20 protein-coding genes are annotated in these 22,554 nt (G+C 72.2%); 7 read left to right on the plus strand and 13 right to left on the minus strand.

Annotation, left to right across the window (positions count from 1 at the left end):
- Positions 1–8: 8 nt before the first annotated feature.
- The gene (locus VFL99_RS16120; protein ID WP_325107374.1) at positions 9–866 is read right to left on the minus strand and encodes an alpha/beta fold hydrolase; all 858 of its coding nucleotides are present in this window, start codon (positions 864–866) and stop codon (positions 9–11) included.
- A 45-nt stretch (positions 867–911) separates the two neighbouring features.
- On the opposite strand from VFL99_RS16120, the gene VFL99_RS16125 reads away from it, so the two are divergent.
- The gene (locus VFL99_RS16125) at positions 912–3,689 is read left to right on the plus strand and encodes an ATP-binding protein (RefSeq protein ID WP_325107375.1); all 2,778 of its coding nucleotides are present in this window, start codon (positions 912–914) and stop codon (positions 3,687–3,689) included.
- Positions 3,690–3,740: 51 nt separating this feature from the next.
- Here VFL99_RS16125 and leuA read toward each other — a convergent pair whose 3' ends face one another.
- The gene (gene leuA / locus VFL99_RS16130; RefSeq protein WP_325107376.1) at positions 3,741–5,516 is read right to left on the minus strand and encodes a 2-isopropylmalate synthase; all 1,776 of its coding nucleotides are present in this window, start codon (positions 5,514–5,516) and stop codon (positions 3,741–3,743) included.
- A 199-nt stretch (positions 5,517–5,715) separates the two neighbouring features.
- Between leuA and VFL99_RS16135 the strand changes: the two genes are divergently transcribed.
- From VFL99_RS16135 to VFL99_RS16150, 4 genes are all read left to right on the plus strand, one after another.
- Positions 5,716–6,594 (plus strand): DMT family transporter, encoded by an 879-nt coding sequence (locus VFL99_RS16135; protein ID WP_325107377.1) that lies wholly within the window; start codon positions 5,716–5,718, stop codon positions 6,592–6,594.
- An 18-nt stretch (positions 6,595–6,612) separates the two neighbouring features.
- Positions 6,613–7,119, plus strand: coding sequence for a flavodoxin family protein (locus VFL99_RS16140; protein ID WP_325107378.1), 507 nt, complete (start codon positions 6,613–6,615; stop codon positions 7,117–7,119).
- Between the two features lie 176 nt (positions 7,120–7,295).
- Positions 7,296–7,955 (plus strand): septum formation family protein, encoded by a 660-nt coding sequence (locus VFL99_RS16145; protein WP_325107379.1) that lies wholly within the window; start codon positions 7,296–7,298, stop codon positions 7,953–7,955.
- Positions 7,931–8,803 (plus strand): septum formation family protein, encoded by an 873-nt coding sequence (locus VFL99_RS16150; protein WP_325107380.1) that lies wholly within the window; start codon positions 7,931–7,933, stop codon positions 8,801–8,803. Before VFL99_RS16145 ends, VFL99_RS16150 begins: the two co-directional genes overlap by 25 nt.
- Here VFL99_RS16150 and hisF read toward each other — a convergent pair whose 3' ends face one another.
- From hisF to hisD, 6 genes are read right to left on the minus strand one after another with little or no spacing between them, the layout of a single operon-like run.
- Positions 8,804–9,583, minus strand: coding sequence for an imidazole glycerol phosphate synthase subunit HisF (gene hisF / locus VFL99_RS16155; protein ID WP_325107381.1), 780 nt, complete (start codon positions 9,581–9,583; stop codon positions 8,804–8,806). It lies immediately after the preceding gene.
- A complete protein-coding gene (gene priA / locus VFL99_RS16160) occupies positions 9,580–10,332 on the minus strand; it encodes a bifunctional 1-(5-phosphoribosyl)-5-((5-phosphoribosylamino)methylideneamino)imidazole-4-carboxamide isomerase/phosphoribosylanthranilate isomerase PriA (RefSeq protein ID WP_325107382.1) in 753 nt (250 codons plus the stop codon). The genes hisF and priA overlap by 4 nt, the downstream gene beginning before the upstream one ends.
- 8 nt (positions 10,333–10,340) lie before the next feature.
- Positions 10,341–10,985, minus strand: coding sequence for an imidazole glycerol phosphate synthase subunit HisH (hisH, locus tag VFL99_RS16165; RefSeq protein WP_325107383.1), 645 nt, complete (start codon positions 10,983–10,985; stop codon positions 10,341–10,343).
- The gene (hisB, locus tag VFL99_RS16170) at positions 10,982–11,590 is read right to left on the minus strand and encodes an imidazoleglycerol-phosphate dehydratase HisB (RefSeq protein WP_325107384.1); all 609 of its coding nucleotides are present in this window, start codon (positions 11,588–11,590) and stop codon (positions 10,982–10,984) included. Before hisB ends, hisH begins: the two co-directional genes overlap by 4 nt.
- The gene (locus VFL99_RS16175) at positions 11,587–12,675 is read right to left on the minus strand and encodes a histidinol-phosphate transaminase (RefSeq protein WP_325107385.1); all 1,089 of its coding nucleotides are present in this window, start codon (positions 12,673–12,675) and stop codon (positions 11,587–11,589) included. The genes hisB and VFL99_RS16175 overlap by 4 nt, the downstream gene beginning before the upstream one ends.
- Complete coding sequence (gene hisD, locus VFL99_RS16180; RefSeq protein ID WP_325107386.1) at positions 12,672–13,976, minus strand: histidinol dehydrogenase; 1,305 nt, start codon at positions 13,974–13,976, stop codon at positions 12,672–12,674. Before hisD ends, VFL99_RS16175 begins: the two co-directional genes overlap by 4 nt.
- Positions 13,977–14,058: 82 nt before the next feature.
- Here hisD and VFL99_RS16185 point away from each other — a divergent pair, with 82 nt between their 5' ends.
- Both VFL99_RS16185 and ybaK read left to right on the plus strand, forming a co-directional pair.
- Positions 14,059–14,724: an LON peptidase substrate-binding domain-containing protein gene (locus VFL99_RS16185; protein ID WP_325107387.1), complete on the plus strand. Its 666-nt coding sequence runs from the start codon at positions 14,059–14,061 to the stop codon at positions 14,722–14,724.
- 14 nt (positions 14,725–14,738) lie between these two features.
- Positions 14,739–15,236: a Cys-tRNA(Pro) deacylase gene (gene ybaK, locus VFL99_RS16190; RefSeq protein WP_325107388.1), complete on the plus strand. Its 498-nt coding sequence runs from the start codon at positions 14,739–14,741 to the stop codon at positions 15,234–15,236.
- Positions 15,237–15,258: 22 nt separating this feature from the next.
- Here ybaK and VFL99_RS16195 read toward each other — a convergent pair whose 3' ends face one another.
- The 5 genes from VFL99_RS16195 to lspA all read right to left on the minus strand — a co-directional run bounded on the left by VFL99_RS16195 (position 15,259) and on the right by lspA (position 22,476).
- Positions 15,259–16,809, minus strand: a complete 1,551-nt coding sequence (locus VFL99_RS16195; RefSeq protein ID WP_325107389.1) for a DUF3352 domain-containing protein — start codon at positions 16,807–16,809, stop codon at positions 15,259–15,261.
- A 36-nt stretch (positions 16,810–16,845) separates the two neighbouring features.
- Positions 16,846–17,358 carry a hypothetical protein gene (locus VFL99_RS16200; protein WP_325107390.1) on the minus strand — a complete coding sequence of 171 codons (513 nt, stop codon included), beginning with the start codon at positions 17,356–17,358 and terminating at the stop codon, positions 16,846–16,848.
- The gene (gene dnaE, locus VFL99_RS16205; RefSeq protein ID WP_325107391.1) at positions 17,355–20,924 is read right to left on the minus strand and encodes a DNA polymerase III subunit alpha; all 3,570 of its coding nucleotides are present in this window, start codon (positions 20,922–20,924) and stop codon (positions 17,355–17,357) included. The genes VFL99_RS16200 and dnaE overlap by 4 nt, the downstream gene beginning before the upstream one ends.
- A gap of 153 nt (positions 20,925–21,077) precedes the next feature.
- Positions 21,078–22,004: an RluA family pseudouridine synthase gene (locus VFL99_RS16210; RefSeq protein ID WP_325107392.1), complete on the minus strand. Its 927-nt coding sequence runs from the start codon at positions 22,002–22,004 to the stop codon at positions 21,078–21,080.
- On the minus strand, positions 21,997–22,476 hold the full coding sequence (gene lspA / locus VFL99_RS16215; RefSeq protein WP_325107393.1) for a signal peptidase II: 480 nt from the start codon (positions 22,474–22,476) through the stop codon (positions 21,997–21,999). The genes VFL99_RS16210 and lspA overlap by 8 nt, the downstream gene beginning before the upstream one ends.
- Positions 22,477–22,554: the final 78 nt, after the last annotated feature.

Here is a 22,554-nt window from a genome sequence, read left to right on the forward strand (position 1 = left end):
ATTGTCCCTCAGCCGCCCGACGGCGCGTCGACCGACACGGGCGCGTCGGCGGCCCAGCACCGCTCGACGAAGTCCGCCGCGAGCTCGTCGAGCCGCTCGGGGTGCACCCGCCACTCCAGGATGCTGCGGGCCTGCACGAACTCCGCCCGCGGCAGCTCCTCGGCCACCATCGCCGCGTCGGCCGCAGGATGGATCGGGTCGCGCTGGTGGCCCACCACCAGGGCGGGGACGTCGATGGCCCGGCGCTGCCGGGAGGAGGGAGCGATCCGGCCGAAGAAGATCCCGTGGATCGCCGCCGCCACCGCCCCCGGGCGCTGGTTGAGCGTGTCGAGGGCGATGCCGGTCCAGAAGGGCACCACCCCCCGGGGAACCGAGCGCGAGGCCCAGCGCACCGCGGTCACGGCGCCGGGCAGGAAGCGGGAGACGAACAGCAGCGGCGCGAAGGCGAGGATGCCGGCCTCGAGCGCGTTGTCGAGCACGGGCATCTCGATGATCAGCCCGCGGAGGCGTTCGGGGGCGATGGTCGCGACCTCGAGCGAGACGTTGGCGCCGAGCGAGGTGCCCCCGACCACCGCCTGGCCGGCGCCGAGCTCGTCGAGGAGCGCCACGACCTGCTCCGCGAACGCGGTCATGGAGTAGAGCAGCGGGTCCTCCGGCCGGTCGGAGCGGCCGTGGCCGAGCAGGTCCACGGTGACCACGTGGGCCCCCGCGCTCGCCAGCGTGCGGGCGAGCGGCTGGTGCATGCGGCGAGGCATCAGCTGGCCGTGCACGAGGACGACCCAGCGGTCGCCGGACCCGTACTCGGTGTACTCCAGCCGATGCCCGTCGCAGAAGAACTGTCCGATTCGCTCCGAAACCAGCCTCATGACCGCCAGACTATGACGAGCGCGAGCCCTGGAGGGAGGCCTCCCGTGAGTGCCGGTGCCCGAGGACCGGGCCGACCCTGGTTGTCGGCCGTCTTCGTGCTGGGCGCTTTCGGTGCCGACCTGCTGGTCGCGCAGGCCGCCTCCTCCCCCGTTCCTGTCGCCGTCTGGTGGCCCGGAGCAGGCCTCGGGCTGCTGGCCCTGCTGGCCTCACCGACGTCGTGGTGGGGCTGGACGGCCGGTGCGCTGTACGCGTCGTACGCCGGTGTGCACCTGTCCGCCGGCGCCGACCTGGTGCCCGCCCTGGCACAGGCGCTGCCGCAGGCCGGTGGCGTGCTGGTCGCCGCGCTCTGGCTGCGCCGGGTCGGGGTGGTCTCCCGTCTCGACCGGCTGCGTGACGTCTGGCACCTCTTCGCGGCCGCCCTGGCCGGAGGGCTCACCTGCGGCCTGGGCACCGGGGCGGTCGTCGTGCAGCTCGTCGGCGGTGACCTGTGGTCCACCGCGGCGCTCGCGGCGCTCGGCTCCATCTCCGGCATGGTCGTGCTCGCGCCGCTGCTGCTGGTCCCCGGCCGCTCCTCGTGGCGCTTCGGCACCGGCACCGTGCTGCAGCTGTGCTTCCAGGCCAGCGCCCTGCTCGCCGTCACCCTGCTCGTGTTCGGCCCGCGCTCCTTCCTGCTGGTCGCCTTCGCGCCGGTCCCCTTCCTGATCTGGGCGGGCTTCCAGTTCGGCCCACGGGTGGTGGCCATCGAGCAGGCCGTCTGCGCGGCGCTGGTCACCGGCTTCACCGAGGCGGGCTGGGGGCCGTTCGTCAGCGTGACCGAGGGCGATCCCGGCTGGTACCGCTTCCTGGTCGCCGACCTCTACGTGCTCTGCGTGGTGCTGACCGGGCTGCCGCTCGCCGTGGCCGAGGCCGAGCGGCGGCGCACCCTCAGCCGGGTGGCGGCCAGCGAGGCGACCTTCCGCAACACCTTCGTCGGCTCCCTCGTCCCGATGCTGCTGCTGCGGGAGGAGCGTCGCGGCATCGTCGTCGTGGACGCCAACGAAGCCGCGCTGGCCACGCTCGGGCCGACCCGCGGGCAGCTCCTGGGCAGCCCGCTGGACCAGCTCCTGGAGTGTGACCCGCCGTTCGTGCAGACCGCCCGCCAGGTGCTCTCCGGCGACGTGGACGGCTGGACCGGTCCGGTGGGGGTGCGCCAGAACGCGCGGGCCCGGTTGCTGATGTCGCTCTCGCCCAACTCCGCCGGCGAGCAGGAGCGGCTGCTCTCGGCGCACCTCATCGACCTGACCGACGCCTACGAGGCACGCGAGCGCCTGCGCGAGGAGAAGGAGTTCAGCGAGGCGGTGGTCGACATCGCCGGAAGCCTGATCGTGGTCACCGAGCTGGACGGCACGGTGCTGCTGGCCAACCCCGCGGTGACCGCCACCACGGGCTTCACCCGCGCCCAGCTCGTCGGCCGCAAGGTCTGGGACACGTTGATCGCCCCGGAGTTCCGCGAGCAGGCGATCAAGCTCTTCGCCACCGCCGAGGACGCCGTCCTCCCCCGCGAGCTCGAGGTCGACGTGCTGACCGCCACCGGTGGCCGCCGCCGCCTGGAGCTGGCCGGCGCGATCGCCAAGGACTCCCAGGGCCTCCCGGCGCACTTCGTGATCACCGGCACCGACGTCACCGCGGAGCGGGAGTCGGCGGGACTGGTCAACCACCTGCTCCGCTCGGCCACCACGACCGGCTTCATCGGCACCGACCTCTACGGCGGCATCACGCTCTTCAACACCGGCGCCGAGAAGCTGCTGCGCATCGACGCGGCCACGGCCTCGCGCTACCGGATCACCGACTTCCTCGACCCCGTGCAGCTCGCGCAGCACGCCGCCGCCGACAGCTCCCGGCCGCCGGGCTTCGACTCCCTCGTCGAGCCGGTCCGGGCCGAGGGCATCCCGGAGACCCGTGACTGGACGCTCCGGTCGGGCACGCGGGAGCTGGGCACGGTGTCGATGACCACCAACGAGGTGACCGACACTTTCGGCCACCCGATCGGCTTCCTCTTCGTGCTCCGCGACGTCACCGAGGCCCGGCACAGCCAGGCGGTGCTCATCAAGGCCCTGGACCGAGAGCGTGAGGCGGTCCGCCAGCTGCAGCTCCTCGACGCGGCGAAGGACGAGTTCGTCTCGACGGTCAGCCACGAGCTGCGTACGCCGATGACCAGCATCATCGGCTACCTCGAGATGCTCGAGGACCGGCTCGTCGGCGACCTCACCCCCGAGCAGGAACACGTCGTGGGGGCGATCTCGCGCAACAGCGACCGGCTGCTCACCCTGGCCGACGACCTGCTGCTGCTCACCAGCTACGAGTCCGCCACCAGCCACACCGAGCGCGAGCAGGTCGACCTCGCCGAGCTGGCGCGCAACTGCGCCGCCGACCTCCGGTCCACCGCCGGCGCCCGCGGCATCGGGCTCGAGGCGGAGCTGCCGCACCGGGCGGTGGCGGTCCACGCCAACGCGGACGACCTCGAGCGGGTGCTGGGGAACCTCGTCGGCAACGCGCTGAAGTTCACCGACACCGGCGGACGGGTGCTGGTGCAGGTCGACTGCTCCGACGGCCGCGCCCGCCTCCGCGTCAGCGACACCGGCATGGGCATCCCCGAGGACGAGCTGGGCTCGGTCTTCGACAAGTTCTTCCGGTCGCGCAACGTCCAGCACCACGCCATCCAGGGCACCGGCCTGGGCCTGCCGATCGTCCAGGCGATCGTGGAGAGCCACGACGGTGAGGTCAGCGTCGCCTCCCGTGAGGGCGAGGGCACCACCGTCACCGTGCTGCTGCCCCTCGCGTGAACAACGGACCGCGCGCCGTGACCGGCCCGGATCGGGCCGGGTCAGCCGCGGTCAGGCACGGTTGACCGCGGAGATCACGGCCTTCAGCGAGGCGGTCACGATGTTGGGGTCGAGCCCCACACCCCACAGGATCTCGCCGTTGACGGCGCACTCCACGTAGGCCGCGGCGATCGCGTCGCCCCCGGAGGAGAGCGCGTGCTCGGCGTAGTCGAGGACCCGGACGTCGCCGCGGTCGTCGTACGCCGGGTTGCCGTTGGCCTGCTCGTCGGCGACGAGGTCGTTGAGCGCGTTGACGAACGCCTCGATCGGCCCGTTGCCGCTCCCGGTGAGCGTGCGCAGCTCGCCGTCGACGTAGACGTTGACGGAGAGTGCGTCCTTCTCCCCCGCCGCGGACGAGGTGTGCACCGAGTTGAGCTTCAGCGGGGCCTCACGCTCGAGGTACTCGCCACGGAACGCGTCCCAGATCGCCTCCGGCGACATCTCGCCGCCCTCGTCGTCGGTGGTGCGCTGCACCGCGCGGCTGAACTCGATCTGCAGCCGCCGCGGCAGATCGAGCTTGTGCTCGGCCTTCATGATGTAGGCCACGCCGCCCTTGCCGGACTGGCTGTTGACCCGGATGACCGCCTCGTAGGTGCGGCCGACGTCCTTGGGGTCGATCGGGAGGTACGGCGCCTCCCACGGGTGCTGGTCCACCGGGTGGCCCGCCTCGACCGCCTCCTGCTCCAGCGCCTCGAGGCCCTTCTTGATGGCGTCCTGGTGGCTGCCGGAGAACGCGGTGTACACTAGGTCGCCGGCGTAGGGGTGCCGCGGGTGCACCGGCAGCTGGGTGCAGTACTCCACGGTCCGGCGGATCTCGTCGATGTCGCTGAAGTCGATCATCGGGTCGACGCCCTGGCTGAAGAGGTTCATCCCCAGGGTCACCAGGCAGACGTTGCCGGTGCGCTCGCCGTGGCCGAAGAGGCAGCCCTCGACCCGGTCGGCGCCGGCCATCATCGCCAGCTCGGTGGCCGCGACCGCCGTACCCCTGTCGTTGTGGGGGTGCAGGCTGACGGTGGTCACCTCCCGGCGGGTGAGCTGGCGGGTGAACCACTCGATCTGGTCGGCGTAGACGTTGGGCGTGGCCATCTCGACGGTGGCCGGCAGGTTGAGGATGATCTCGCGGCCGTCGTCGGGCTGCCAGACGTCGGAGACGGCCTCGCAGACCTCGACCGAGAACGGCAGCTCGGTGCCGGTGAAGATCTCCGGGGAGTACTCGTAGCCGATCACGGTCTTGGCCAGGTTGGCCTCGGAGTACTTCATCACCAGCTCGGTGCCACGGACCGCGATGTCCTTCACCTCGTCCTTGCCGGCGTGGAAGACCACCCGGCGGAACAGCGGTGCGAGCGCGTTGTAGAGGTGGATGTTGGCGTGGTGCACGCCGACCAGCGACTGGGTCGTCCGCTCGATCAGGTCCTCGCGGGCCTGGGTGAGCACCGAGATGGTGACGTCCTCGGGCACCTTGTCCTGCTCGATCAGCTGCCGGACGAAGCCGAAGTCGGTCTCGGAGGCGCTGGGGAAGCCGACCTCGATCTCCTTGTAGCCCATCCGGACCAGCAGGTCGAACATCGTCATCTTGCGCGCCGGGCTCATCGGGTCGATCAGCGCCTGGTTGCCGTCGCGCAGGTCGGTGGAGAGCCACCGCGGAGCCTGGGTGATGGTGCGATCGGGCCAGGTGCGGTCGGGCAGCTCGACGGGCGGGAACGCCCGGTAGCGGCCGACGGGCATCCCACTGGGTCGCTGGGTGTTGCGGCTGTATCGATCGCGAGGGGCTTCGAACTGGAGCGTCATGGGGTCCTTCTTCGCATCGGGGCGGTGGTGCCGGGCGCGTCGGCTTCCCGCAGCGAGGAGGTCCGGCGGGTCAGGCCTCGCTGCGGCAGCGAAGGAGGAGGCTGCGCATCATGACCGGGTCAGCATAGCGGGTCTCGCTCACCGGCCGAGCCCCGGACCCTCCGCCGGTCCAGCGGGCCGCGGCTGCGACCATGACCGGGTGACACAGCGTTCGGGGCTCGACCGCATCATCACCACGGTCGTCCTCGTGCTGGCGTGGGGGTCGACCTTCGCCTCGGTGAAGATCGGCCTCGAGGCCGCTCCCCCGCTGGTGTTCGCGGGGATCCGGGCGTTGATGGGAGCGGTCATCCTCGTGCCCGTGGCGCTGGTGCGCGACGGGGTCCCCCGGATCCGGGAGACCTGGCAGTGGCACGGGCTGCTGGGCATCACCAACATCGCCGGCTTCTTCGCCCTGCAGACCCTCGCGCTGCTGGCCCTCCCCTCCGGCCTCACCGCGGTGCTCATCTACCTGCAGCCGGTGCTGGTCGGGCTGCTGGCCTGGCGCTTCCTGGGCGAGTCGATGCGCACGACCAAGGCGATCGGCCTGCTCCTGGGCTTCGGCGGCATCGTGGTGGTGTCGGCGGGAGCGATCAGCGGGAACCTGTCCGGCCACGGGATCCTCGAGGCCGTCGGCGCAGCCGTCGCCTGGGCCGTGGGCACGATCGCGTTCAAGCCGGCGGTGCCCCGCGTCGGCGCCTGGTGGGCGGTGGCCGGTGCCTTCACCGTCGGGGCGGTGCTCCTGCTCGCGATCGGTCTCCCGCTGGAGGGCTGGCAGATCACCTGGTCGTGGCGCTTCGTCGGCGCACTCCTCTACACCGGCCTGATCGGCACCACGCTCGCGTGGGTGCTGTGGCTGCGGCTGCTCGTCTCCGGTGAGGCGAGCAAGGTGGCGACGTACATCTTCTTCGTCCCGCTGGTCTCGGTCCTGATCGGCGCGCTCTTCCTCGGTGAGTCTGTGGGGGTGCCGCTGGCCGTGGGCGCCGCCCTGGTGGCGGCCGGGGTCTACCTGGTCAACCGCCCCTCCCGAGTCCCGCGATGAGGCGGGTGTAATGGCGCCATGGCCCGACTGCTGGTGATCCACCACTCCCCCACGGCCGCCGTCGCGAGGCTCACCGACGCGGCGCTGGCCGGCACCCGCGACGACGCGCTCGAGGCGGTGGAGGTCGTCGAGCGCCGTGCCCTCGACTTCGCCACCGGTGCGGCCTCCCACGAGGACCTGCTCGAGGCCGACGGCTACCTGCTCGGCACCCCCGCGAACTTCGGCTACATGTCCGGCGCCCTCAAGCACGTCTTCGACTCGACCTTCCTGCAGGTCGGCGGTGCCCTCGACGCCTCCGGAGGCGGCACCGAGTCCGACGGCGCCACCCGGGGCAGGCCGTTCGGGCTCTACGTCCACGGTCGCTACGACACCACCGGCGCGGTGCGCTCGGTGCTCTCCATCGTCGGCGCCCTCGGGTGGAAGCAGGGCTACGAGGTGCTCGAGGTGATGGGCGAGGTGGAGGACCGGCACCGCGAGCAGGCCTACGAGCTCGGCGCCACGGTCGCCGCGCTGGTCGCGGAGTGAGGCGCCGGCGGTAGAGTTCCGGCGATGTCGGCTGATCGATCGGGGGCCACGTGCGAGGTTCGTCCGCGGCGGGCGCCCTGGCGGTCCTGGTCGCTCTGCTGCTCTCCGGCTGCGCCGCCCCGGGCGGGCAGGCGCAGGCCGACCGGCTCTCGCCCCCCAGGCTCGGAAGCTGTCGGGTGCTGACCCCGCAGGACGTCCGCCAGCCGAGCAACTCCTCGCCGGTGGTGCCCTGCTCCGCGCGACACACCGCCGAGACGTTCGCGATCGGCACGCTGCCGGCGAGCACCGGCTCGTCGTACGACGACCGCCGGCACGGGCGGTGGATCTACCACACCTGCCAGCAGCGCTTCGACCGCTTCCTCGGGGCCGACGAGAGCCTGGCCCTCCGGATCCGGCTCAGCTGGGCCTGGTTCCGCCCGTCGCAGGACGCCTGGGGGCAGGGCGCCCGCTGGTACCGCTGCGACGTCGTCGGCGGCCCGGACGGCGCCCGGAGCTACCGGCCGCTGCCCACCACCGCGCGCGGGCTCTTCAGCAAGCAGCAGCCCAACACGTGGCTGACGTGCGCGCGGGGCGCCACCGTGACCGGATCGGTGAAGGTGCCCTGCTCGGCCCGCCACGACTGGCGCGCGGTGACTGCGGTCAAGGTCGGCCAGCCCGGCGACCCCTATCCCGGTGACCGCATCGTCCAGGTGCGCTCACGGGACTACTGCTCGGACTGGGTGGGGGCGTGGATGCACTACCCGACCGACTACGAGTTCGGCTACACCTGGTTCCACCGGGCGGAGTGGCAGGCCGGCAACCGACGCTCGGTGTGCTGGGCGAGGACGGATCGGTGATCCGCCGGGCCCGTGCCGCCCTCGGGGCTGCCGCGGTCACCCTCGTGGCGGTCGCGGTGGGCTGCAGCGTCGGGACCCCGCAGGCCGGACCCACGCACCACCCGACCGCGTCCACGGCCGCGCCGTCCCCGACCCCCTCGCAGCCGCCCTCCCCGCCGCCGGCACCGCGCACCGGGTCCTGTCACCGGCTGGGCTTCTCCCAGGCCACGTCTCCCACCGACAGCTCCGCCGCCGTGTCCTGCACGTCACGCCACACCAGCGTCACCGTGGCCGTGGGCCACTTCGACCCGGTGCGTGACGGCCACCTGCTGACGGTGGACTCCCGGAGCGTGCAGCAGCAGATCGCGAACCGCTGCCCGGGCACCCTGGCGGGCTACGTCGGGGGAAGCCGGGACGTGCGGCGGCTGTCCCGCTTCACCGTCGTCTGGTTCGGCCCCACGCTGGCCCAGGGCGAGCAGGGGGCCACGTGGTACCGCTGTGACGTGGTGGCGCTCGCCGGCCGCGACCAGCTCGCCCCGCTGCCGCCCCGCCTGCGCGGCGTCCTCGACCGTCCGCACGCGCTGGCCCGGTTCGGCACCTGCGGCACCGCGGCCCCCGACTCCCCGCACTTCGACCGGGTGATCTGCTCCCACCGGCACAGCTGGCGCGCGGTCAGCGTGGTCGGGCTCCCGCAGCACACCCGGCTGTACGCGCGGGGCGTCGGCGCCGCGGCGGACGCCCGCTGCAGGCAGGTCGCGGCCAACCTCGCCCACGGGGCGCTGAAGTACTCCTGGGCGTTCGAGTGGCCCACGCGCGAGCAGTGGCGCGCAGGCCAGCGCTACGGGTTCTGCTGGCTGCCGAGCCGGTAGTCACCGCCGGACCGGCAGGCCGGCGACCTCCAGCGCGTCCTTGACCTCGCCGATCCGCAGCGTGCCGAAGTGGAACACGGTGGCGGCCAGCACGGCGTCCGCCCCGGCCCGGACCGCCGGCGGGAAGTGGTCGACGCGGCCCGCTCCCCCGCTCGCGACCACCGGCACCGACACCTCCGCGCGCACCAGACGGATCAGCTCGAGGTCGAAGCCGTCGGTGGTGCCGTCGGCGTCCATCGAGTTCAGCAGGATCTCCCCCGCGCCCAGCTCCGCGCCGCGCGCGGCCCACGCCACCGCGTCGAGGCCGGCGGACCTCCTCCCGCCGTGGGTGGTCACCTCGAAGCCCGAGTCGTACGACGCCCCGTCGGCCCGCTCGGCACGGCGCGCGTCCACCGACAGCACCAGCACCTGGCTGCCGAAGCGGTCGGCGATCTCGGCGACCAGCTCGGGCCGGTGGATCGCCGCGGTGTTCACCGCCACCTTGTCGGCGCCTGCGCGCAGCAGCCGGTCCACGTCCTCGACCGAGGACACCCCGCCCCCGACGGTCAGCGGGATGAACACCTGCTCGGCCGTCGCGGAGACGATGTCCAGGGTGGTGGCCCGGCCCTCGTGGGAGGCGGAGATGTCGAGGAAGGTCAGCTCGTCGGCCCCCTCGGCGTCGTAGAGCCGGGCCAGCTCCACCGGGTCGCCGGCGTCGCGCAGGTCGGCGAAGTTGACGCCCTTGACCACCCGCCCGGCGTCGACGTCGAGGCAGGGGATCACCCGGACGGCGAGGCTCACCGGCCGTCCGCCGGCCAGGTCAGCGCCAGCGCCTCCTGGAGGGTGAACCGGCCCTCGTAGAGCGCGGTGCCGATGATCGCCCCCTCCACGCCGTCCGGCTGCAGGGCCATCAGCGCCTCGAGGTCGGCCAGCTCGGTGATCCCGCCCGAGGCCACCACCGGGCGGTCGGTCGCGGCGCACACGTCGCGCAGCAGCTCCAGGTTGGGCCCCTGCAGCATGCCGTCCTTGTTGACGTCGGTGACGACGTAGCGGGCACAGCCCTCGGCGTCGAGCCGGGCGAGGACGTCGTAGAGGTCGCCACCCTCACGGGTCCATCCTCGTGCGGCGAGCGTGCGGCCACGGACGTCGAGCCCGATCGCGACGCGGTCGCCGTACTCCGCGATCGCCCGGGCGCACCACGCGGGCTGCTCCAGCGCGGCGGTGCCGATGTTGACCCGCCGGCACCCGGTCGCCATCGCGGCGGCCAGCGAGTCGTCGTCGCGGATGCCACCGCTCATCTCGACGGCGATGTCGAGCTCACCGACGATCCGCGCCTGCAGCTCGCGGTTGCTGCCGCGACCGAACGCGGCGTCGAGGTCGACGAGGTGCAGCCACTCCGCCCCGGCCTCCTGCCAGCGCAGCGCGGCCTCCACCGGGTCTCCGAAGCGCTTCTCCGACCCGGCCTCGCCCTGCACGAGCTGGACGGCCCGGCCGCCGGCGATGTCGACGGCCGGCAGCAGCTCCAGGTGGTCCGGACGGGACTGCGACATCGTTCTCCTCAGATGCTCTCGACCCAGTTGCGCAGCAACCGGGCCCCGGCGTCGCCGGACTTCTCGGGGTGGAACTGGGTGGCCCAGAGAGGCCCGTTCTCGACGGCGGCGACGAACCGGTCGCCTGCGTGCTCGGCGACGGTGACCAGCGGGGGGCGGGTGCGCCCTTCGGCCCCGAGCGCGGACAGCTCCGCCCAGTCGCGCACGGCGTAGGAGTGCACGAAGTAGAACCGCTCCTCCTCGATGCCGGCGAACATCCGCGAACCGGCCGGGGCCGTCACGGTGTTCCAGCCCATGTGGGGTACGACGGCCGCCCGGATCCGCTCCACCACCCCGGGCCACTCGTCGCACCCGTCGGTCTCCACGCCGTGCTCGATCCCCTGGGCGAAGAGGACCTGCATGCCCACGCAGATGCCGAGCACCGGCCTGCCCCCGGCGAGCCGGCGGCCGATCACCTCCGGGCCGCGCACCGCGGTGAGACCGGCCATGCACGCGGCGAAGGCGCCGACCCCGGGCACCACCAGCCCGTCGGCCTCGACGGCCGCCGTCCGGTCGCCGGTGAGCTCGACGTCGACCCCGGCACGCTCCACCGCGCGCACGGCCGAGCGGAGGTTCCCGGACCCGTAGTCCAGGACCACGACGCGCTTGGTCACAAAGTGCCCTTCGTGGAGGGCACTCCGGTCTCGCGCGGGTCGAGGGCGACGGCGTCGCGGAAGGCCCGCGCGAACGCCTTGAACTGGGCCTCGACGAGGTGGTGCGGGTCGCGACCCGAGAGCACCCGCACGTGCAGGGCCAGGTGCGCCCGGAAGGCGAGGGTCTCGAAGACGTGCCGGGTCATCGAGCCGGCGTAGAGCGGCGGGGTGCCGCCGATGAGGGCGTAGGCCTGTCCCTCGGGCTCCCCGGTGTGCACGCAGAACGGTCGGCCGGAGACGTCCACCACCGCCTGCACGAGGGCCTCGTCCAGCGGCACGGTCGCGTCGCCGAACCGACGCACGCCCGCCTTCTCGCCCAGGGCCTCGCGGATCGCCTCACCGAGCACGATCGCGGTGTCCTCCACGGTGTGGTGGCCGTCGACGTGCAGGTCGCCCTCGGCCTCGACGACGAGGTCCACCAGGGCGTGGCGGGCGAACGAGGCGAGCATGTGGTCGTAGAAGCCGACGCCGGTGGAGACCTGCGCCCGGCCGCTCCCGTCGAGGTCGAGCTCGACGTGCACCTTGGACTCCCGGGTCACCCGGTCGATCGTGCTGGTCCGGCTCATCGCGTGTCCTCCACTAGCGCCTCGGTGAATGCTGCCATCTCCGCAGGCGTGCCGACCGAGACCCGCAGCCAGCCGTCGGGGCCGGTCTCGCGGACGAGCACACCACGGTCGAGCAGGCCCTGCCACACGGCGTGGCGGTCGGCGAACCGGCCGAACAGCACGAAGTTCGCGTCGCTGTCGGCCACCTCGAAGCCGCGCTCCCGCAGCCAGCCGACCAGCCGGTCGCGCTCGTGGCGGAGCTCGTCGACGCGCCCGAGCAGCTCCTCGGCGTGGCGCAGCGCGGCCGAGGCGACGGCCTGGGTCACGGCGGACAGGTGGTAGGGCAGTCGCACCACCCGCATCGCGTCGCAGATCTCCGGCGCGGCGGCCAGGTAGCCCAGGCGCGCTCCGGCGAGTGCGAAGGCCTTGCTCATGGTCCGGGTCACGACCAGGTTGCGGTGCGACGCGAGGAGCTCCAGCGCCGAAGGAGTGCCGGCGCGCCGGAACTCGGCGTACGCCTCGTCGATGACGACCACGCCGTCGGGCACGAGCTCGCAGAGCGTGCCGATGACGTCGTGCGGAAGGGCGGTGCCGGTCGGGTTGTTCGGCGAGGGCAGCAGCACCACGCTCGGCCGCACCTCGGCGACGAGCTCCCGGGCATGCTCGAGGTCGAAGCCGAAGTCGTCACGTCGACGGCCGGCCACCCAGCCGGTCATGCTGTCGCGGGCGTACTCCGGGTACATCGAGTAGGTGGGCGCGAACGAGACCGCGGTGCGCCCCGGGCCGCCGAAGGCCTGCAGCAGCTGCAGCATCACCTCGTTGGAGCCGTTGGCCGCCCACACCTGCTCGGGAGCGACCACGACACCGGTCTCGCGGGCGAGGTAGTCGGCCAGGCCCTTGCGCAGCTCGGTGAACTCCCGGTCGGGGTAGCGGTTCAGGCTGCCGGCGACCTCGGCCACCGCTGCCGCGATGTCGGCGACCACCCGCGGCGAGGGCCCGTAGGGGTTCTCGTTGACGTTGAGCGCGACCGGCACGTCGAGCTGGGGAGCGCCGTACGGCGCGAGTCCACGCAGCTCCTCGCGCAGCGGCGGCCAGGGACTGCTCATCCGAGGCGCACCCGGACCGCGGCGCCGTGCCCGGGCAGGTCCTCGGCCTCGGCCAGGTTCACCACGTGTCCGGCCACCTCCTGCAGGCCGTCGCGGGAGTACTCCACCACGTGCACCGCGCGCAGGAACGCGCGCACCGACAGCCCCGAGGAGTGGCAGGCACAGCCCGCGGTGGGCAGCACGTGGTTGGAGCCGGCGCAGTAGTCGCCCAGCGAGACCGGCGCCCAGGCCCCGACGAAGACCGCTCCCGCGTTGCGGACCCGCGCGGCCACCGCGGCGGCGTCGGCGGTGTGGATCTCCAGGTGCTCGGCGGCGTAGGCGTTCACCACGTCGAGCCCCTGCTCGACGTCGTCCACCAGCACGATGCCGGACTGCTCGCCGGTCAGGGCCGTGCGGATCCGCTCGACGTGCTTGGTCGCCGCGACCTGCGGCTCGAGCGCGGCCTCCACCAGCTCGGCCAGCTCGGCGGAGTCGGTGACCAGGACCGAGGCGGCCAGCGGGTCGTGCTCGGCCTGGCTGATCAGGTCCGCGGCGACGTACGCCGGGTCGGCGCTGCTGTCGGCGAGGATCGCGATCTCGGTGGGGCCGGCCTCGGAGTCGATGCCGACGACGCCCTTGAGCAGCCGCTTGGCCGAGACCGTGTAGATGTTGCCCGGTCCGGTGACCAGGTCGACCCGTCGGCACGGGCCCGCACCGTAGGCGAACATCGCGATCGCCTGCGCCCCACCGACGGCATAGACCTCGTCGATGCCCAGCAGCGCGCAGGCGGCCAGGATCGTCGGGTGCGGGAGACCGCCGGCGTCGCGCTGCGGCGAGCTGGTCAGCGCGATCGAGGAGACCCCGGCCACCTGGGCCGGCACCACGTTCATCACGACACTGGAGACCAGCGGCGCCACGCCACCGGGCACGTAGAGGCCGACGCGGTCGACCGGCACCATCCGCTGGGTGACCCGAGCGCCGGGGCCGAGGTCGGTCACGGTGTCGGACTCGAGCTCGGCCTCGCAGGTCTCGCGCAGCCGGCGGATCGACTCCTCCAGCCCGGCGCGGACGTCGGGGTCGAGCGCCTCGAGGGCCGCCGTCAGCACCTCGACCGGCACGGCGATGTCGGCCTGCTCCACCCCGTCGAACTCGCTGGAGAACTCGCGGATCGCCTCGACCCCGCGGTCGCGGACCGCCTCGCAGATCGGCCGCACCACGTGCACCGCCGCGTCGACGTCGAAGTCGGCGCGGGGGACGAGGCTGCGGTAGTCGGGCGCAGCGCCGTCGCTGGTCACACCCCTGAGGTCGATCCGGCGCATCATGCGCCCCAGTCTAGGGTGGCCCGGCATGCCGCTCCGCGCCGGTTTCAGGCCGCGGACCCGTGCGGGGGCTAGGTTGAGGGCCGTGACGACGGTGCCGGTCTTCCCGCTGAACACGGTGTTGTTCCCGGGTGTCAGCACGCCGCTGCACGTCTTCGAGGAGCGCTACCGCCAGCTCGTGCTCGATCTGCTGGAGCTGACCGACCCGGTGCAGCGGGTCTTCGGGATCGTCGCGATCCGCGAGGGCTACGAGGTCGGCGACCACGGCGTGCAGTCGGTGCACCGCGTCGGCACGCTGGCCCAGCTCACCTCGGTCGAGCCCTACGACGACGGTCGCTTCGACATCGAGGTGACCGGCCGGGAGCGCTTCCGGATCACCGACCTCGACCCCACCGGCGACTACCTGCATGCCGAGGTGGAGCTGCTCGGCGATCGCGACGAGCCCGCTGCCCGCGACGAGGCGACCCGGGCCCTGGCCGCCTTCCACTCCTACCGGGCCCGGCTCAGCGACATCCGCGGGGGCCCGGTGCTGACCGGTGACCTGCCCGCCGATCCCGCCTACCTCTCCTACGCCCTGTCGGCCACCTGCCTGCTCACCCTCCGTGAGCGCCAGGCGCTGCTCGAGGCCGAGAGCGCCCACGAACGGCTCACCATGCTGCGGCACGGGCTCGGCGAGGAGATGCGTGCCATGCAGGCGTTGCCCTCCCTCCCGGCGACCGAGGTGGCCCGCACCCGCTGGTCCCCGAACTGACGGGCCCGGCTGCGGTGGCGAAGAAGCGCAAGGACCACGTCGGCACCCCCGCGACGGTCGCCCTGGACCGCGCCGGCGTGTCCTACACGGTGCACTCCTACGAGCACGACCCGGCGGCCTCGTCGTACGGCCTGGAAGCGGCGGCGGCGCTGGGCCTCGACCCGGCCTGCGTGCTCAAGACCCTGCTGGCGGACGTCGACGGCGCCCTGGTCGTGGCCGTGGTACCCGTGGCCGGGCAGCTGGACCTCAAGGGGCTCGCGGCGGCGGCCGGGGGCAAGCGAGCCACCCTGGCCGACCCGGCGCTCGCGGAGCGGGCCACGGGGTACGTCGTGGGTGGCATCTCGCCGTTCGGCCAGAAGCGCCGCCATCCCGCGGTGGTCGACCGGAGCGCCCTGGACTTCCCGGTCGTCTACGTCTCCGCGGGGCGGCGCGGGGTCGACCTCGGTGTCGCGCCGGAGGACCTGGTGCGGCTGCTCGAGGCCACCACGGCGGGGATCGGCCGCCCGCGCTGAGGCGCGTCGGGGCCGGGGGGCGTCAGTCGGTGGTCAGTTTGACGAGGAAGTGCCCGGTGTCGCCGTCGGTCCAGGAGCTCACGCCCAGGGCCCGCAGCGGAGCCAGGTTGGCTCGCACCTTCTGCACCTCCGCCGGCGGCGCGCCCTGCTTGCTGGCCAGGTCCAGCAGGGACGGCACCCACTTCGAGTCGAAGTCGAGGTAGAACACGCCGGCCGCGTTGCCGGCCTCGGGCACCACCTGCCGGAAGGTCTCGGACGCGCCGAGCCCTCCGGCGGAGAGCAGCGTGGTGGCGTAGGACTTCGACGAGGCGAGCGCGACGCGCCCGGCCCGGGCGCTCTCGGCCACCCCCAGCTGGTCCAGGGAGACACCCTGGCGCTCCTCGACCTTGTGGATCACGCCCTCGATCTTGCCGGTGTCACCGGTGATGGTGGCGCCGAGCGGGATGTCCGCGGGGCTCCGCACCGTGTGCAGGTCGGGCACCGCGCCACCGAGGGAGAACGTGAACGCCTCGCCGAGCAGGGTCTGGACGTCCTGCGGGAGCTGCAGCCCGGTCATCGTCTCCATCTGCGCGGCGAACTGGTCGGGGCCCTCCCCCGACGCGCCGGAGGCCTGGTCGACCAGGCGGGTGGCGAGGTCCCGCGGTGCGGACAGGCCGAAGGCCACGGCCGTGTCGGCGGGCAGCGCGGCGACCGCGGTGCCTGCCCGGGTGGACGTCGGAGTCGGCTTGTCGCTGCGGGCCACCGCCGCCAGCTCCATCCCGCCGTCGGCGAAGCGGACGGTGCCGCTGAGCCCGCGGAAGTGTGAGACCTGCTTGCGCGCGGTGAGCAGGTCGTGGGAGGAGAGCTGGCTGCCGGTGAGCTGGGAGAGGTGTCCGGCCAGGTAGTCGGCGGCCTTCGTGGCCACGTAGAAGTTCACCACTCCCCGGTCACCCACCTGCCCCTCGGCGCTGGTGAAGGCGGCGTCCGCGGAGAGCGGGGACTGCTGTCCGGCGGTGGCGATGGTGCGCGCGTGCTCGGCGCTGTCGGAGACGATGACGTAGCCGTCGGCGAACGCGTAGCCGAAGTCCGGGCCGGGGTGGCCGCAGCGCACGAGCCGCTGGATGCCGCTCCTCGCCTGCTGCTCGTCGGAGACCTGCACGGCCAGTGCCGGCGCCGGGCTGTTGCCCTGGAGGTCCACGGCCGCCAGTGCGGCCCGGTCGCCCAGCCAGGGCTCGACGTCCTTGGCGAAGTCGACGCTGCTGCAGCCGGAGCCCTTGACGAGCTCGTCGTAGAGCGCCTTGCGCGGGTCGTCGTTGCTGAGCTTCTGGTCCAGCGCCGGGAACTTGCGCAGGGTCCGGTACGCCGCCACCTTCTGCGAGGCGGAGGGGTCCATGTCGATGCTGATCTCGGCCAGGGTCGAGGCCGGCAGCACCTCCTCGGGCTGCGGCCCGTGACCGCCGAGCACGTACGCGGCGGCCCACGCACCGCCGCCGAGCACCGCGACCACCGCCACCGACGCCGCGGCCAGGACAGCGGTGCGCCGGCCCCGGGGCTGGCCTCCCGTGGGTTGGGCGGTGTCGGGCTGGTCAGACATGGTTTCCCCCGTTTTGTGGTGGTTGTCCGCCGGAGCCTAGCGGTTGTCGGCCGCCGTGCCCCACAGAACGCCGACAGCACCGAGCAGCGCCGCCATCGGCCAGACCAGCTGGGCGCCCTGGGCGCTCAGGGCCAGCTGCACGGGGGCGTGCTGGCCGGCCGCGAGCCGGCCCAGCACCTCCTTGGGCGAGGCCGGCCCCAGCCACAGCCCCAGCCGGGCGGCCAGCCAGCCGGCCAGGCCGGCACCGCAGGCGACCAGCAGGACGGTGAAGATGGGGTCGCGCCGCCGCCAGGCGGTCAGCACGACACCGCTGACCACTCCGAAGCCGACCGCCAGCACGAAGTACCAGCCGTCCACCGCCACGCGCTTCCCCAGCTGCACGGGGTTCATCTCCGCGCCGGTGTGGGTGCGGGTGAAGACCGGCAACGGGGTGACCTGCCACCAGACCACCGCTGCCACCACGGCCGAGACCACGAACCAGGCCAGCACGACGCCCGCGTCGCGCAGCACCGGCGCGGCGACCGAACGGACCGAGGACTCCTCGCTCATGACAGGCACCCCGGACCGAGCAGCTGCTTGAGGTCGGCGAAGAGCGCCGGCGTGGGCGTGACCCGCAGCCGGTCGTCGAGGCGCAGCAGCTTGGTCGACCCACGGGCGAGCAGCCGCAGGCGCACCTCGGTGACCCCCGGGTGGGTGCGCAGGATCTCCTTGAGCTGTTCGACCACCGGCGCCGTGCACCGGGTGACCGGGAGCGACAGCTCGACCGGGCCCACGCCACCCTTCGCGAGGTCGGGGGCGGTGACCTCCTGGCCGTGCAGCTCGGGCTGCTCCTTGCTGCGCGAGAGCCGGCCCTTGACCGTCACCACGGTGTCCTCGACGAGCAGGGTGCTCGCGAGCTGGTAGGCGCTCGGGAACAGCAGCACGTCGATGGCGCCCTCGAGGTCCTCCAGGGTGACCATCGCCCAGGCGTCGCCCCGTTTGGTCACCTTGCGCAGGACGGTGGTGACCAGGCCGCAGACGGTGACCGTGGCCCCGTCGGGACGCTCCTCGTCGGCGAGCAGGTGGCCGATGGTGCAGTCGGCGGCGTTGGCCAGCACGTGCTCGAGCCCCTGCAGGGGGTGGTCGGACACGTAGAGCCCGAGCATCTCCCGCTCGTGCGCCAGCAGCGTCTGCTTGTCCCACTCCTCGATGTCGGGGATCACGATCGCGACGCCCCAGTCGCCGGAGCCGGCGTCCTCGTCGAGGCCCGCGAAGAGTGAGTCCTGGCCGATCGCCTCGTTGCGCTTGATGTCGACGTACTGGTCGACCGCGGACTCGTGGATGGTGACCAGCGCCCGGCGGCGGTGGGACAACGAGTCGAACGCCCCGGACTTGATCAGCGACTCGACCACCCGCTTGTTGCACACCTGCGGCGGCACCTTGCCCATGAAGTCGGCGAAGTCGGTGTAGCGACCCTTCTCGCGTCGCGCCGCGACGATCTGTTCCACCACGTTGCCGCCGACGTTGCGCACCGCAGTCAGGCCGAAGCGGATGTCCTCGCCCACCGGGGTGAAGTTGGCCTCGGACTCGTTGACATCGGGCGGCAGCACCTTGATCTTCATCCGGCGGCACTCGTTGAGGTAGACCGCCATCTTGTCCTTGTCGTCCTTGACCGACGTCAGGAGCGCGGCCATGTACTCCGGGGCGTAGTGCTGCTTGAGGTAGGCCGTCCAGTAGGACACCAGCCCGTAGGCCGCCGTGTGGGCCTTGTTGAAGGCGTAGTCGGAGAACGGGACGAGCACGTCCCACAGCGCCTTGACCGCCTGGTCGGAGTAGCCGTTGGCGCGCATGCCCTCGGAGAACGGGACGTACTCGGCGTCGAGCACCTCCTTCTTCTTCTTGCCCATGGCGCGCCGCAGCAGGTCCGCGTTGCCGAGCGTGTAGCCGGCAAGCTTCTGCGCGATCTCCATCACCTGCTCCTGGTAGATGCATAAGCCGTGCGTGTCCCCCAGGATCGGCTTGAGTGCCTCTTCCATCTCCGGTTGCAGCTTGCCCTTGAGCTGCGGGTCGAGCGGGATGGCCTCCTGCTTGCCGTTCTTGCGCAGGGCGAAGTTGGTGTGGGCGTTGACGCCCATCGGGCCGGGTCGGTAGAGCGCGAGGGCCGCCGAGATGTCCTCGAAGTTGTCCGGCTGCATCTGCCGCAGCAGGGTGCGCATGCCGCCGCCGTCGAGCTGGAACACGCCGAGGGTGTCGCCCCGACCGAGCAGCTCATAGGTCTTGGCGTCGGTCATGTCCTTCGAGAGCGCCTCGAGGTCGAGGTCGAAGTTGCGGTTCATCTTCACGTTCTCGACCGCGTCGTCGAGGATCGTGAGGTTGCGCAGGCCGAGGAAGTCCATCTTGACCAGGCCGAGCGTCTCGCAGGTCGGGTAGTCGAACTGCGTGATGATCTGCCCGTCCTGCTCGCGGCGCATGATCGGGATGAGGTCGAGCAGCGGCTCGCTCGACATGATCACGCCGGCAGCGTGCACGCCCCACTGCCGCTTCAGGCCCTCCAGTCCCTTGGCGGTCTCGACGACCTCCTGGGCCTGCTGGTCCTCCTCGACGAGGGCGCGGAACTCGTTGCCCTCGGCGTAGCGCGGGTGCTCTGGGTCGTAGATGCCGGACAGCGGCACGCCCTTGCCCATGACATCGGCGGGCATCGCCTTGGTGAGCCGCTCGCCCATCGAGAACGGGTGGCCCAGCACCCGCGAGGCGTCCTTGACGGCCTGCTTGGCCTTGATCGTGCCGTAGGTGACGATCTGGGCGACGCGCTCCTCGCCGTACTTCTCGGTGACGTACTTGATGACCTCACCACGCCGGCGCTCGTCGAAGTCGACGTCGAAGTCGGGCATGGACTTGCGCTCGGGGTTGAGGAAGCGCTCGAAGATCAGCCCGTGCGGGATGGGGTCGAGGTCGGTGATCCGCATCGCGTAGGCGCACATCGAACCGGCGCCCGAGCCACGGCCCGGACCCACCCGGATGCCGTTGCGCTTGGCCCAGTTGATGAAGTCGGCAACGACAAGGAAGTATCCTGGATACCCCTTACCGACGATCACCTCTTCCTCGTACTTGGCCTGTTCGCGGGCGTAGTCGGGCACCCCTTCCGGGAACCGCTCGCGCAGGCCCTTCTCGACCTCCTTGATGAACCAGCTGGTCTCGTCCTCCCCTTCCGGCACCGGGAACCGGGGCATGTAGCGCCCCTCGCCCTCGGTGAACGAGACGTTGCAGCGCTCGGCGATCGCCAGGGTGTTGTCGCAGGCCTCCGGCAGCTCACGCCACACGTGGCGCATCTCAGCCGCGGACTTGAGGTAGAACTCGTCGGCGTCGAACTTGAACCGGCCCGGGTCCATCATCGTCGAACCGGACTGCACACACAGCAGTGCCGCGTGCGCCTTGGCGTCCTCGGCGTTGGTGTAGTGCAGGTCGTTGGTGGCGACGAGCGGGAGGTTCAGGTCGCGCGCCAGCCGCAGCAGCTCCTTCTGGACGTCGCGCTCGATGCCGAGGCCGTGGTCCATCAGCTCGCAGTAGAAGTTCTCCGCACCGAAGAGGTCCCGGAACTCCGCCGCGGCCTCGCGCGCCTCGGCATACTGCCCCAGCCGCAGGCGGGTCTGGATCTCGCCGGACGGGCACCCAGTGGTGGCGATGAGCCCGTCACCGTAGGTCTGCAGCAGCTCACGGTCCATGCGCGGCTTGAAGTAGTAGCCCTCCAGCGACGCGAGCGAGGCCATGCGGAACAGGTTGTGCATGCCGTTGTTGTTGCGCGCCAGCAACGTCATGTGGGTGTAGGCACCCGAGCCCGAGACGTCGTTGCGTCCCCCGTCGGCGAACTTCACCCGGGTCTTGTCGCTGCGGTGCGTGCCCGGCGTGAGGTAGGCCTCGACACCGATGATCGGCTTGATGCCGTGCTTGGTCGCCTTCTTCCAGAACTCGTAGGCCCCGAAGACGTAGCCGTGGTCGGTCGTGGCGACGGCCGGCATACCCATCCGTGCGGCCGACTCGCACAGCTCGTCGATGCGCGCCGCGCCGTCGAGCATGGAGTACTCCGTGTGCACGTGCAGGTGCGCGAAGTTCTGGTCGGGAGCGGGCTGGGAGGACATCGAGGATGATCCTAAACGTCGCCACCGACGCCGGTATGACGGCACGCGGGTGGCCGTCGAACCCCTCCTCCGCGCCCCGGCCGCTTGCGAGTCTTTGGGACGTTTCGGCTGCTGGGGCGTCCGAGATGTCCCTAAGACTCGCGGGGTGGCCGGTCAGTGGCGGGCCCGGTCGAGGGCGGCCTGCAGGTCCTCGGGGTAGGGGCTGGTGAAGGTGACGTACTCGCCGCTGCCGGGGTGCTCGAAGCCGAGCCCGACGGCGTGCAGCCACTGTCGCTGCAGGCCCAGGCGGGCGGCCAGGACCGGGTCGGCGCCGTAGGTCAGGTCGCCGGCAAGCGGGTGGTGGACCGCGGCGAAGTGCACGCGGATCTGGTGGGTGCGCCCCGTCTCGAGGTGGATGTCGAGCAGCGAGAGGGAGCGGAACGCCTCGAGCAGCTGGTAGTGGGTGGTGCTCGGCTTGCCGCTGCTCATCACGGCGAACTTGTAGTCGTGCCCGGGGTGACGACCGATGGGCGCCTCGATGGTGCCCTCGAGCGGGTCGGGGAGGCCTTGGACGAGGGCGTGGTAGGTCTTGTCGACCCGGCGCTGCTTGAAGGCGCGCTTGAGCACGGAGTAGGCCCGCTCGCTCTTGGCCACGACCATGAGGCCGCTGGTGCCGACGTCCAGCCGGCTGACGATGCCCTGCCGCTCCGACGCACCGGAGGTCGAGATGCGGTAGCCGGCCGCCGCGAGGCCGCCGACCACGGTGGGCCCGCTCCAGCCGACGCTGGGATGCGCCGCGACCCCCACCGGCTTGTCCACCACCACGATCTCGGTGTCGTCGTGGATGACGGTCATGCCGGGCACCGGCTCCGCGTCGACGGGGACCTCCTGGCTGCCGGGCTCGGGCAGGGTCACCTCGAGCCAGTCACCGGCGCGCACCCGGTGGGACTTGCCCACCGGCCGCTGGTCCAGCAGGACCGACCCGGTGGCCGCGAGGTCGGCTGCTCGCGTGCGGGACAGCCCGAACAGCCGCGCCAGGGCGGCGTCCACCCGCTCCCCCTCCAGGCCGGACGGCACGGGGAGGGTGCGGACTTCAGCCATCCGAGGCCTCGTGCTTCCCGTCGGCGGATCGCCGCCCGTCGACCCCGATGCCGCGCAGCGCGAGCAACACGATGAGCACGGCCGCGCACACGATCGAGGAGTCAGCGACGTTGAAGATCGGCCAGTGCGGGAGCTGCAGGAAGTCCACGACGTGGCCTCGTCCGGGGCCCGGCGGCCGGATCATCCGGTCCGTGAGGTTGCCGCACGCGCCTCCGAGCAGCAGGCCGAGCGCCCACGCCCAGCCCCAGCTGTGCAGCCGACGCACCGTGTAGAGGATCGCGACCACAACCCCCACGGCGATGAGGGTGAGCAGCCACGTGGCGCTCGTGGCCATCGAGAAGGCCGCACCCGGGTTGTTGATGAGGTTCAGCCGCAGGACCGACCCCACGAGGTCTTGCGGCTGACCGGGAGTGAGGTGGCCGACCGCCCAGGCCTTGGTGGCGCGATCGAGGGCATAGACCACCACGGCCACCAGCACGAGGGTGATGACGAGCGGCCGACGACGCCCGACCGGGCGATCTGTGCTCTGGGTCGAACCGGGGTCGGGCGT

Source organism: Segeticoccus sp., from assembly GCF_035708005.1.